We start from the raw sequence: 12339 nt of genomic DNA on the forward strand, positions 1-12339 counted from the left end.
TGATCGCTATCGGGCGGGTTGCGCGCCACCAGCGATAATGGTCGGGGACCGTTCCTCGGAAGGATTTTGATGAGCCAGCGACACCCCGGGCCCGCAGCCGGATTCCCCGCCGACAGTCACGTGCACAGCGAGTGGTCGTGGGACGCCGGGCGGCGGGGCGCCGACATGGTGGGGACCTGCGCCCGGGCCGTGGAGATCGGGCTGCCCGCGCTGGCGTTCACCGAGCACCTCGACCTGACCACCTGGGGCGACTTCACCGCGCCGCCGCTGGACGTCGACGGCTACCTGGGCGCGGTGGCGCGCTGCCGGGACATGTTCCCGAGCCTGCGCATCCTCACCGGCCTCGAGCTGGGCGAACCGCACTGGCATTCCGACGCGGTCGCGAAACTGCTGGCCGGCGGTGACTTCGAGCGGGTCATCGGCTCGCTGCACTCGGTGCCGGTCGACGGCGGGCTGGCCGAGGCGAACCGGGCGTTCGGCACCCTGCCCGCCGACCGGATCGTCCGGGACTACCTGCTGGAGATCCCGCGGCTGGTCGCCGGGTCGGACGACTTCGAGGCACTGACCCACATCGACTACACGGCCCGCCGCTGGCCGGCGTCCGAGGGCCCGTTCGACCCGTACCGGTTCGAGGAGGAGTTCCGCCTCGCCTTGCGATCATTGGCGGACAGCGGCCGGGCCCTCGAGGTCAACACGACGGTGCCGCTGAGCCCGGTGATCCTGCGCTGGTGGTGCGAGGAGGGCGGCCCGGCCGTCACGTTCGGCAGCGACGCCCACTCGCCCGAGGACCTGGCCCGCGGCTTCCCGGACGCGGTGGCGATGGCCGAGGCGTCCGGTTTCCGCCCCGGGCATCGCCCCTACGACTGGTGGACCAGGGCTTAGAAGGCCCCGGTGTAGAGCAGGCGGTTCGGCGAGCCGGTGCCCGGGCTGGTCACCGCCCCGGTCGTCGCGTTGCTGACGATGGCCGCCTGCACCTGCGCGGGCGTGTCGGCCGGATGGTTCGCCAGATAGAGCGCGGTCGCCCCGGCGACGTGCGGGGTCGCCATCGAGGTGCCGCTGATCGTGTTGGTCGCCGTGTCGCTGGTGTTCCAGGACGACAGGACGCTGATGCCGGGGGCGAACACGTCCACGCAGGTGCCGCGGTTGGCCCAGGACGGCTTGGCGTCGCTGCTGTTGGTGGCCGAGACGGTGATCGCCGCGGGGACCCGGGCCGGTGACTGGGTGCACGCGTCCAGCGCGAAAAGCCCGAGAAGTCCGTTGCCGGCCGCGATGGAGTAGGTGACGCCGGAGCTGATCGAGGCGGCGACCGCGCTGTCCAGGGCGGTGTCGGCGCTGCCGCCGAGGCTCATGTTGGCGACCGCGGGCTTGACCGCGTTGGCGGTGACCCATTCGATGCCGGCCACCACCTGCGCGGTCGTGCCGCTGCCCTCGCAGTCGAGGACGCGCACGCCGACCAGCTGGACGCCCTTGGCCACGCCGTAGGTGGATCCGCCGACCGTGCCGGCCACGTGCGTGCCGTGCCCGTGGCAGTCGTCCGCGGTGCCACCGTCGATGGCGTCGAAACCGCTGGTCGCGCGGGTGCCGAACTCCTGGTGGGTGGTCAGCACGCCGGTGTCGATGATGTAGGCGTGCACGTTCGACGCGGTCGTGCTGTAGGTGTAGGACGTGCTCAGCGGCAGGGCGCGCTGGTCGATCCGGTCGAGTCCCCACGGCGGGCTGCTCTGGGTGTCCGCCACCCGGTGGATCACGTTGGGTTGCACGAACGCGACGTCCGGGTCGGCGGCCACCTGCCGCGCCTGGCGGGCCGTCATGGTCGCCGCAAAACCGTTCAAGGCTCTGGTGTACGTGGTGAGCACGGTCGCGTCGTGTTCCGCGGCGACGGACTTCGCCACCTTGCCGGACTTCAGCACCACGATGTAGCTGTCCGGCACCACCGTGGCGCCGGGTACCGCGAGCACGTCGGCTTCGGCGGGTGCCGCCTGGGCACCGGTCGACAGGCCGAGGACGGCCAAGGCGACGGCACCGGCCGCCGCGAGGGTCTTCTTCACGCATCCTCCCCACTGTGCGTACGTAGGGTGACGCTAACAGTTCCATTGAAACATTTGAATTAAATGTCGATGTCCCCCACGCGGGGGACCCCGGATTGCCCACCGCGCGGTGACGACCCCACGGGGGTCCCGCTCATAGCGTTCAACCCATGTCGACCCGACCCCTGCTTCGCGCGTCGTTCCTGGTAGTCGTCTTCTTCGCGGTCACCGCCGTGGGCAACTCGGTCGGACTGGCCGCCGCCGGCAACCCGGTCACCGGGCTGCTCGTCGGCGGCACGACCGCGGCCCTGACCCTGTGGCTCTACCACTGGCTGATCCGCCGCTACGAGGAACGCCGCCCCGACGAGATCGCCCTCGCCGCAGCCCGGCCCGCCCTGCTCCGCGGCTTCGGCCTGGGCGTCGGACTGTTCACCGCGGTGATCGCCGTGATCGCGATGCTCGGCGGCTACCGGGCGGCCGGATGGGGCTCGATCGGCGGCATGCTCGGCACCCTCGGCCTGATGATCGGCGTCGCCACCTGCGAGGAGGTGCTGTTCCGCGGAGTGATCCTCCGACTGGTCGAGGAGAAGGCCGGCACCACCATCGCCCTGACCGTTTCCGGACTCCTGTTCGGTCTGATCCACCTGAGCAACACCGGCGCCACGGTGTGGGGCGCGCTCGCGATCGCCGCCGAGGCCGGGCTGATGCTGGGCGCCGCGTACGTCCTGGCCCGCAACCTGTGGCTGCCGATCGGCCTGCACCTGGGCTGGAACTTCGCCGAATCCGGCCTGTTCGGCGCGACCGTCTCCGGCGGTTCCCCGGACGGCCTGCTCCGCGGCGCCGCGGGCGGTGCCGACCTGGTCAGCGGCGGCATCTTCGGCCCCGAGGCGAGCATCGTCGCGGTCGCCGGCGGCTTGGCCGTGACCGTCCTGCTGCTGCGCCGGGCCCGCCGGCAGGGCCGCCTCGTGGCTGCGCCGTGGCGATGATCATTCGCTACGCTGCTGCGATGCTTCGGCACCCGCTCCTCGACCGTTGGCGTGCGTTGCCGGTCACCCTCCGCGACGCGCAGTTCGGTGTCCTCCTCGCCGCGATCGCCTTCCTGCCGGCCCTGGCCTCCTACGGCACCCGCCTCGGCGAACTGCCGCACCGGCCCACCGACGTGCTGGCGGTGGCCGCCGCATTCACGATGAGCCTGTCCCTCGCCGCCCGGCGCAGCCGTCCCGCCGTCGCGCTGGCCCTGGTCGCGGTGGGATTCACCGTTCAGGAACTGCAGGGGTACGAGTCCTTCGCCAGTCTCGGCCTCATCGTGGCGATCTACAGCGCCGGCGCCCACCAGGAGCGGTTCCGTCCGTGGGTGGCCGGGGCCGCCACCGTCTGGTACGTGCTGCTGGCGATCGCCCTGCACGCCGCGGGCGCGGCGCCCGGCGTCGGCGACTTCATCACGTTCTACCTGAGCCTGGCGATCGCCGCCGCGGTCGGCGCGAACGTGCGGTCCCACCGGCACGCCACCGCCGAACGCCTGCGCCTGGAAGGCGAGGTGGCGGTGGCGGCGGAACGGGCCCGGATCGCCCGGGAACTCCACGACGTGGTCACCCACCACGTGACGGCGATGGTGGTGCAGGCCAACGCGGGACAGTTCCTGGCCGCCGACCCGGCGAAGGCCACCCAGGTGATGGTGACGGTCAGCGACACCGGACGGCGGGCGCTGGGGGAGCTGCGGGACCTGCTCGGCGTCCTCGACCCGACCCGGGAGGCCGAACCCGCGTCCCGGCCCGCCCCCAGCGGCGACGACCTGGCGAAACTGGCCGGGCTGGTCGAGCAGACCCGGGCGGCCGGGCTGCCGGTGACCCTCACCGAGGACGGCGACGTCCCGCCGATGGGCGCCGGACGGGAGACCGCGATCTACCGGGTGGTCCAGGAAGCCCTGACCAACGCGCTGAAGTACGCCGCCGGGGCCCCCGTCGAGGTCCGCCTCTCCTATCACCGCGACCGCGTCGAGATCGTGGTGACCAGCGGTCCCGGACAGTCGACGCCCGGGGTGGGCGGTTCCGGTCGCGGACTCACCGGCCTCCGCGAACGGGTATCCCTGTTCGGCGGCACCCTCGACTTCGGCCCGGCGCCCGGCGGCGATTTCGTCGTCTCCGCCGTCGTCCCGCTAGCCCAGTAGGAGTTCTGTTGATCCGCGTACTCATCTGCGACGACCAGGCCCTGATCCGGATGGGCTTCGGCACCATCGTCGAGGCCCAGGACGACATGACGGTGGTGGGGGAGGCCGGCGACGGACGCGCCGCCGTCGACCTGGCCCGGCGGCTGCGCCCCGACGTCGTGGTGATGGACGTGCGGATGCCGGTGATGGACGGCATCGAAGCCACCCTGGAACTCGCCGGCCCCAGCGCCACCGACCCGGTCAAGGTCCTGGTCGTCACCACCTTCAACATCGACGAGTACGTGTACCAGGCCCTCCGCGCCGGAGCCAGCGGTTTCCTCCTCAAGGACGCCAGCCCGCAGCAACTGATCGGCGGCATCCGCACCATCGCGGGTGGCGACTCGCTGCTCGCCCCCGAGGTGACCCGCACCCTGATCGGCCGGTACGCGGCACGCCTGCGCCCGGCGGACACCGGCGTCGCCGCGTCCGAGGTGCTGACGCCCCGCGAACTGGAGGTGCTGCGCCTGATCGCCACCGGCATGTCCAACGGCGAGATCGCGGCGACCCTGGTGATCGGGGGCGAGACGGTCAAGACGTACGTGTCCCGCATCCTCACCAAACTGGACCTGCGCGACCGGGTGCAGGCCGTGGTGTACGCCTACCGCACCGGCCTGGTCGAACCCGGCTGAACCGTCCCAACCTGGTCTTGCCCGGCCGAGCCGTCCCGGCGCGGAACATCAACACTTTCGGGTACCGGCTTTTGATCGTCGTCGACGAGAGAATGCGCCTGTCATTGGTTTCGGGCCGGCAGTGTGGCCGGCCCGCATTCTCCGAGGAGCCGAGTGAGGATCCCGTCGAGCGGCCGTACCCTGGCCGCCACGCTGTTCACCCCGGAACTGCCGTCCGGCGCGGCAGTCCTGTTCCTGCACGGTTGGAACAGTGACCGTTCCGGTTACGCTCCCCGAGCCCGGCCGCTGACCGACCGGCTGGGCCTGACCTGCCTGACCGTGGACCTGGGCGGCCACGGCGAATCCACCGGCGACCAGGCCACCCTGACCTCCGCGGACCTGCTGGCGGACGCGGCCGCCGCCTACGACACCCTGGCGGCGGAGCCCGGCGTCGATCCGAAACGCATCGGCGTCTGCGGTGCCAGTTTCGGCGGCCACCTGGCGGCCCGCCTGACCGCCGAACGCCCGGTGAGCCGCCTGGTCCTGCGGGCCCCCGCGCTGCCCCCGAACACCCCCGCCCTGGAAGCCATCCGCGCCTTCGACGGCGACACCCTGGTCGTCGAATCCCGCGCCGACGAGAGCATCCCCTCGTCGACGGTCCAGGCTTACGTGGCCGCGGCCCGCCACGCCGAGCACCACGTCATCGAGGCCACCCACGCTTTGGTGACCCCTGCCGCGAACGCCGCGTTCGTCGCCGAACTGCTGGCCTGGTTCGCCGACCTGTGATCGCCCACTGGTTGCACACACGGGTGTCCGCCGTCCTCCGCTGAGGGCGATCCACCCATAACGATCTTGGACGGGTGACCACACCCGGCTGTGGTCACCCGTCCAAGATCGCGGATCTGGCTGTGGGCGTCGGGGCTATCCGCGCTGCCCGATGTCAGACCAGGCTGTTCGCATGCTCTCGCGGACGGCGGCCTGCTCGTAGACCGAAGCCGCCAACCACGCCCGAGCCAGCATCCGAGTGTCGTGCGGGTCAAGCCGTCCGAAGACGTCCCGAGTGCGCCGGACTCCCGCCGCCCCCAGTTCACCCAGCATCGCGGCCGCCCCACCGAGCTGAGCAGCCCCGAGCCGCCGGACATCAGCCGCGACCCCGGCCGACAACGCCGTCCGGCCGCCGGCCACCACCCGCTCCAGGTGATGCCGCAACAGGTGAATCGGCGGCCCGACCACGTCCCCGCTTCCCTCGACACCGACCGCGCGCACATGGTTCGCAGGATCGCCGCTCTGATGCCCGGCACCCGAGGGCACATCAGTCGCGTGCACGTCGGCTGTAGCCGACTCGACGTCAGCCATGACGGTGTCAGCCGTATGCAGGCCGTCGGACGCGCTGGAGTGGAAGTCCGCTCGGGTCAGTGTCACCGTGCCGAGGTCGACGTGCCCGCCGTGCCGGTTCGCCAGCCACGGAGCGGCGAAGGCCAGCCCCGCCACCCGCCGGGCCCCGGAAAACCGTCCGACCAGCCGGATCGTGCGCCCCACCGCGTTGGCTGCCAGCTGCCGAAGGTTGGTCACATACGGCAGTGACCGGTCCTCCTGTGCCGGAATCACCACCACCGTGAAGCCGGCATCGACCCCCACCAGCAGCCCTCGACGATCAGCCCCCACGACGGTCCCGTCAAGGAAGGCGAGGTCATGCCCCGCCCGCTGCTCGTGTCCCGGCAGCGCCGCCCCGTCGAGCCACCGCCCCACCTGCGCCCCGAGCCCGGTCCCACCCGCGTCCTCCGCCGTGGCCGAGTGAACCCCGGACCCCCGCGCAGCAGTCGCCGGCCAGAGGTGGTTGAGGGGGTCGGCGAACCAGCCCGCACCCGGAGCGGCCACCGCCTGCCGGGCCCTGCCATGGCTGAGCCGTCCCGCCGCGGAGGCGTGGGCGTTGACCGCGCGCAGGCCGCCGCGTGCCAGTTCGTGATGGGTCGAGCGCACCTCACCGAGGTCGACTGCGGTTCGTGCCGACGGCTGCGGGCTGCCCGGGACGACCGGTTTGACGTCGGACACCACCCAGATCCGCCCCTGCGCGTCCGCCAGGTAGGTCACCGTCCCCGCATGCCCGGTGGCCGCCCGCACCGGCTCGCAGAACAGCCCGTAGAGGCGCAGATCCCCGACCGCCTCATAATCCCGCCGGGCCACTCCGACCGCCCCCGGATCGCCCCGTCCCAGCCGATGGCAGGCGGTCAGTAGTTCCCGGACAGCCGCGGTCAACTCCTCCAGCCGGTACCCCGGATCGTCCCGCCGAGCCGCCCGCAGATGCTCCACCACCTGCACCGCAGTAGCCGCCGCAGCATGCAGCCCCACCCCACGTGCCCGGTGCACGGCCCGCAGCAGTTCGGCCTGGGCCACCGCCCCCGCGCCGGGAATCCCGGAGCTGAGCACTCCGGAAGCCACCTCCCACAAAGCCCCGGCAGCATCCGCCTGCCCGGAACTGATCAGCCCGGCACTGCCGCCCACACCGCCGTCCCTCTCCTCCACACCACCGGAGAGAGAACCGTCCTGGACCGGCGCCGCACTGAGCACCGCCGCCCGATGCAGACACCGAGGCGCCAGCAGGCAACTGCACACCACCGCAGCCTCCGAAACCACCGGCAGCCGAAGCGTCACCACCGTCTGCTCATCCGGCCGCACCGTGACGACATCCCCGTCCACCGCGACCGTCCACCCCGCGACCTGCTCCACCACCGTGTCGAGCCGCCGCTGCAGCCGTGCGGGCAGTGCCGCCACCGCAGCCGCCGTCACTTCCGCCTCCACCGGGGGTAAACCTGTCATCGGACCTTCTCCCCGATCCAGCGCGCCAGTTCCAGCGGGCTCAGCGCCGCCACCGGCATCCCCGCCCCGACCAGCTGCGATGCCACGCCGGTGCTGTACCGGGGCGCACCCCGGTCGTCGAGGCTCGCGCAACCCAGCAGGTTGACGCCGTCGTCCACCAGGGCGCGTACCGATCCGAGCAGATCGCCGATCGGGAACCCCTCCTCGAAGTCGCTGATCGTGACGACCAGGGTGCGGGCCGGGACGAGCGTGATCTGCCGCGCGTACCGCATGCCGGCCGCGATGTGCGTCCCCCCGCCCACGCTGATCCCCAGCAGGAGGGCGAGCGGGTCGTCGACGCGGTCGGTGAGGTCGACGACCTCGGTGGAGAACGTGACGAAGTGGGTACGCAGCGACGGCACCCCGGCCAGCACCGACGCGGTCATCGCGGCCCAGATCGTCGACTCCTCCATCGACCCGGACACGTCGACGAGCAGGATCACCTGCCAGTCGACGCTGCGCCGGCCCGGGCTGCGGAACACCGGTCGTTCCGGCACGATCCGGGGCCGCCCGTCGTCGCCGGCGCGCACCGTGTGCAGGTTGCGGCGTACCGTGGCGGCCAGATCGAGCCGTGCCGTGCGTCGCCGGGTGGTCCGGGGTGTGCCGATCCCGGTCAGTGCCGGGCGGATCCGCCGGGCCAGTTGCCGGGTGAGGTCCCGGGTGAGCCGGGCGACGAGCGGCCGCAGTTTGGCCAGTCGTGCCTCGGGCAGCCCGCCGGCCAGGGACAGCACCGCGTGCAGCAGGTCCACCGACGGCCGGACCCGTTCCGGGTCGGCGGCGAGGATCGCGTCCACCCGTCCCCGTTCGGCGGCCCGCGCGATCACCTCGTCGCGGACGTCGCTGCCGAACAGTGCCTCCAGGTCGGTCAGCCAGTCCCGTACCCGCGGATAGGGCGCCTCGGTCCCGCCACCACCCCGGTCCACCGTGTGGGAGCCTTCGCCGCGCCCGGTCCCGTAGAGCTCGTCGAGCGCCGTAGCCAGCCGCTGCTGCCCGCCGCTGAGCTGCTCCTTCTCCCGCCCGAGCAGAAGCCGCCATCGCTGCACCGCCGAAAGATCCCCCGCCGCGACGACGTCCCCGGCCGCCGTCAAGGGCGACACCACACCGCCTTCGGGTACGAGTCCGAGCGCCCGCACCGCCGCCATCCCGGCCCGGTCCGCCGCCAGCCATCCCGCCAGCACCACCGGATCCGCCACCAGCCGGTCCTCGAACCCGCCGTGCCGTTCCCGCACGGTGGCGAGGAGCCGGTCCCGGTCGGCCGGGCTCAGCACGTCGAACCCGTCCCGCAACCCGGGCAGCCGGCGCACGAAATCGTCGTCCGCCATCCGTTCCACCGCCGCCAGCAGCGGTTCCAGCACCTCCCCGCCGGCCTGCAGCATCGCCCCCGCGACGCTGAGTGCCCCGCGCAGCCGGTCACCGGAGTCCATCCCCGCCCACGAGGCCAGCAGCTGCCCGAACTCCCCGGGTTCCACCTGTCCGAGCTGCACCCCGAGCGCCGCCGCGGCCCCGCGCATCAGCGGCGACCCGTTGGTGGCCAGCTCCCGTACCGCATGTCCGAGACGGATCACCTGCCCGGCCTCGTCGGCGTCCCGCACGAGATCATGAAGAGCACGGGCGTCCTCGACCCGCTGCGACCCGGCCAGACCGGAGACCGCGGCCACTGCCGCGGCACGCATCTCCTCGAGTACGCCGTCAGCACCCGCCACCGGTTCGACCAGCCCCGGATGGTGACCGCGTCCGATCCGGCGCACGAGTCCGAGGGCGGTGACGATGTGTTCGACCGTCCCGTCGTGGGTGACGGCACGGCGTACATCGGAGAGACGGTCCTGAACCGCGGCGCCGAGCCCGCACGCCGCGCTCCGGGCCAGTCCGGTCAGGGCCTGTTCCGCGGTCGGTCCGCCGGCCCGGTGTTCCCGGCGGCGGCGGGTGGCCAGCATCCCGGCGGCGGCCTGTTCGAGGGTGACGCCGTGTGCCCCGGCCACCGCGAGCGCCGCGTCCACCGGCGGCGTCCACTGCACCCGCCACGTCGTGGTCAGTGTCTCGCCGCCGACGGCCGGCCCCGTCTCGCCGGCGTCCCCGTAGGCCGCGCCGCACACCTCGAGCCGCCGGATCGCCAGTTCGCGGGCCCGGTCGGTGGGGGAGCGCAGCGGGTCGAGCCGGATCCGCTGCGCCGCCTTGCCCGGGCCGGGCAGCTTCAGCCGCTGCAGCTCCTTCTCGACCGCCGGCGTCAGCCCGCCGATCGGTGTGCCCGCAGCGACCCGGCCGCGCCGCTGTCCGACCAGGACGTTCTCCATGGCCCGGGCGACGCCGCGGCCCACCCCGGCCGGCGCACCCTGGGCGAGCACACTCTGCAGCGCTTCGACGAGTTCGCCGCGGCTCGGCGCCGGCAGCGACCGGAGTGCGGCCAGGTCACCGGCGAGCCGGGCCACCTCCGCGGCCTCACCCGGACCGGCCGGCCAGCCCCGGTTGCGGAGTTCCCGGGTCACCTCCACGGCGATCGTGTGGGTGGCCAGGCGGATCCGTTCCGGGTCGGCGCCGTTCTCGTAGACCGCCTGCTGCCAGCGCGGATCCCGGATGCCCGCCGGATAGCCGGACCGCGAGTCCAGCAGGTCGAACGTGTACGGCACCAGCGACACCACCGGCGCCTCCCCGCCGACGGCGTCGACCAGGACATCCCCGTCCAGCAGTGCCGGGGCGTGGAACGCGCCCACCACCACGGCCACCCGTCCGGTGGCGGCGGCGATCCGCCCGCGCATCCACGCCTCCCGGCGCAGGTCGAGTGGGTCGATCCCGTGCCGCCCGGCGTCGTGCCGTAGCGCCCATCCGGCGGCCAGCGCGGCCCGGCGTACCGCCTCGGGCGAACTGCCCGGAGCACCCGCCTCGATCCACCGGTCCCACAACTCGTCACCGTCCCGCCCGGTCAACGATGCCCGAACGATCTCCCCAAGCCCGGGCCCGCCGGAATCAAGCCCAGGCTCGCCGGAATCAAGCCCAGGCTCGCCGGAATCGAGTCCGGGCCTGCCGGCATCAAGACCCGGACCGCGCGGAACACCACCCGGACCGCCCGGAACAAGACCCGGACCGGCGGAGATGACGGCAGGCTCCCGCGACCTCCAAGCCGGATCGACCATCGGCAGGTCGCAGCAGTCCACCGGCACGCCGTGCTCCCGCGCCCACCGAACCGCCGCCAACTCCGGACTGAAGTCCGCGAACGGGTAGAACGCCCCGTCAGCCGCCAGCGCCACCGGCGTGACCGTGCCCTCGGCGGCCAGCCACCGCACCCACGGCTGCATCTCGGCCGGCAACTCCACCAGCACCGTCTCCGGCCGGAACGCGGTCAGGATCGCCGGCATCGCCGCCGCCAGCACCGGCGAGTGGTGCCGGACCCCGATCAGGTGGACCCGCGGGTCACCCGCGAGCCGGTCCACATGATCGCGCGGTTCAGTCGCGCCCAGCGGATCGCGCGGTTCAGGGACGTCCGCCTGATCACGCGGTTCAGTCACGCAGCACGTCCCGGTGTTCCCAGAGCTGCCGCCACATCCGCGCCCCCGCTTCGGCCCGCCGCCGCAGAGCCCCGTCCCAGTAAGCCAGCAACCGTTCCGCATCCGCCGGATCGTCCTTGCGCACCACACCGAGCAGGTGCCCCGGCAGCAGCGACAGCGGATCCGGGCCGGGAAGGTAGGCCGCCGACAACCCGATCGACGCGGCCACCGCCACCGCCTCCGCGGTGCTCATCACCGACGACGGCCGTTCCACCTCCCAGCCTTCGGCGCTGCGCCCGGTCCGCAGGTCCCGGAACGCCGTGACCAGCGTGTCCAGCACCGCTTCGTCGACCGCGAAGTCCGCCCCGCCGCGTTCCACCGAGGCTTTCGCCTGACGGGTCACCAGGGCGACCTCGGCGTCGAAGTCGGCGATCGGCGGCACCACCTCGAAGTTGAACCGCCGTTTGAGCGCCGCCGACATCTCGGACACCCCGCGGTCGCGCAGGTTCGCCGTGGCGATCAGGCAGAACCCGGGCGCGGCGTAGCTGACCGCCCCGTCCCGCCCGGCCAGCTCCGGCACGCTGACACGGCGCTCCGACATGATCGACACCAGGGCGTCCTGCACCTCCGGCAGACACCGGGTGATCTCCTCGACCCGGGCCACCGCGCCGTCGCGCATCGCGGTCAGCACCGGCGACGGCACCAGGGACTCCTCGGACGGGCCGGCAGCCAGCAGCAGCGCGTAGTTCCACCCGTACCGCAGCTGGTCCTCGCTGGTCCCGGCGGTGCCCTGCACGGCCAGCGCACTGGTCCCGCAGATCGCCGCGGACAGCAGCTCGGACAGCATCGACTTGGCCGTGCCCGGTTCGCCGACGAGCAGTAGTCCGCGCTCGCCGGCCAGGGTGACCACGCAGCGTTCGACCAGGGCGCGTTCCCCGACGAACTTCGGCGCGATCACCCGTCGGCCGCCGGGCCCGTCGACCGGCACCCCGGCCGACCCGGCGACGAAGGTGACCACGTTCCGCGGGGTCATCCGCCAGCCCGGTGGGCGGCGCCCGGCGTCGGCGCCGGCCAGGAAGGCGAGTTCGTCGGCGAACCGGTGCTCCGGCGGGTCGATCTGACGGACGGCGGCGGTCACAGCGTGGGCTCCAGTTCGTGGTAGC

The 12339-nt window shown here is 72.9% G+C and carries 9 protein-coding genes; 5 read left to right on the plus strand and 4 right to left on the minus strand.

The window, feature by feature from the left end:
* Window positions 1-69: 69 nt before the first annotated feature.
* Window positions 70-882 (plus strand): PHP domain-containing protein, encoded by an 813-nt coding sequence (locus tag QSK32_RS36195; protein ID WP_045743996.1) that lies wholly within the window; start codon window positions 70-72, stop codon window positions 880-882.
* Here the strand turns inward: QSK32_RS36195 and QSK32_RS36200 are convergent.
* Window positions 879-2048, minus strand: coding sequence for a S8 family peptidase (locus QSK32_RS36200; RefSeq protein WP_285474465.1), 1170 nt, complete (start codon window positions 2046-2048; stop codon window positions 879-881). The two genes, QSK32_RS36195 and QSK32_RS36200, sit on opposite strands and share 4 nt — an antisense overlap.
* Window positions 2049-2197: 149 nt before the next feature.
* Here QSK32_RS36200 and QSK32_RS36205 point away from each other — a divergent pair, with 149 nt between their 5' ends.
* From QSK32_RS36205 to QSK32_RS36220, 4 genes are all read left to right on the plus strand, one after another.
* Window positions 2198-3013, plus strand: a complete 816-nt coding sequence (locus QSK32_RS36205) for a CPBP family intramembrane glutamic endopeptidase (protein ID WP_285474466.1) — start codon at window positions 2198-2200, stop codon at window positions 3011-3013.
* A gap of 20 nt (window positions 3014-3033) precedes the next feature.
* Entirely contained in the window at window positions 3034-4194 is a 1161-nt protein-coding gene (locus QSK32_RS36210; protein WP_285474467.1) for a sensor histidine kinase, read from the plus strand.
* Between the two features lie 8 nt (window positions 4195-4202).
* Entirely contained in the window at window positions 4203-4862 is a 660-nt protein-coding gene (locus QSK32_RS36215) for a response regulator (RefSeq protein ID WP_083449196.1), read from the plus strand.
* Window positions 4863-5015: 153 nt separating this feature from the next.
* The gene (locus QSK32_RS36220) at window positions 5016-5627 is read left to right on the plus strand and encodes an alpha/beta hydrolase (protein ID WP_285474468.1); all 612 of its coding nucleotides are present in this window, start codon (window positions 5016-5018) and stop codon (window positions 5625-5627) included.
* A gap of 135 nt (window positions 5628-5762) precedes the next feature.
* Here QSK32_RS36220 and QSK32_RS36225 read toward each other — a convergent pair whose 3' ends face one another.
* From QSK32_RS36225 to QSK32_RS36235, 3 genes are read right to left on the minus strand one after another with little or no spacing between them, the layout of a single operon-like run.
* Complete coding sequence (locus QSK32_RS36225; RefSeq protein WP_285474469.1) at window positions 5763-7658, minus strand: hypothetical protein; 1896 nt, start codon at window positions 7656-7658, stop codon at window positions 5763-5765.
* Window positions 7655-11197, minus strand: coding sequence for a DUF5682 family protein (locus QSK32_RS36230; RefSeq protein ID WP_285474470.1), 3543 nt, complete (start codon window positions 11195-11197; stop codon window positions 7655-7657). Before QSK32_RS36230 ends, QSK32_RS36225 begins: the two co-directional genes overlap by 4 nt.
* Complete coding sequence (locus QSK32_RS36235) at window positions 11190-12314, minus strand: ATP-binding protein (RefSeq protein ID WP_045743990.1); 1125 nt, start codon at window positions 12312-12314, stop codon at window positions 11190-11192. Before QSK32_RS36235 ends, QSK32_RS36230 begins: the two co-directional genes overlap by 8 nt.
* Window positions 12315-12339 lie beyond the last annotated feature (25 nt).

The organism is Actinoplanes sp. NBRC 101535, assembly GCF_030269225.1.
Taxonomy (GTDB): domain Bacteria; phylum Actinomycetota; class Actinomycetes; order Mycobacteriales; family Micromonosporaceae; genus Actinoplanes; species Actinoplanes rectilineatus.

Excerpts from the sequence above, each read along its gene's own strand:
- QSK32_RS36195 (WP_045743996.1), top strand. The coding sequence starts at position 70 with ATGAGCCAGCGACACCCCGGGCCCGCAGCCGGATTCCCCGCCGACAGT.
- QSK32_RS36205 (WP_285474466.1), top strand. The coding sequence starts at position 2,198 with ATGTCGACCCGACCCCTGCTTCGCGCGTCGTTCCTGGTAGTCGTCTTC.
- QSK32_RS36210 (WP_285474467.1), top strand. The coding sequence starts at position 3,034 with ATGCTTCGGCACCCGCTCCTCGACCGTTGGCGTGCGTTGCCGGTCACC.
- QSK32_RS36225 (WP_285474469.1), bottom strand. The coding sequence starts at position 7,658 with ATGACAGGTTTACCCCCGGTGGAGGCGGAAGTGACGGCGGCTGCGGTG.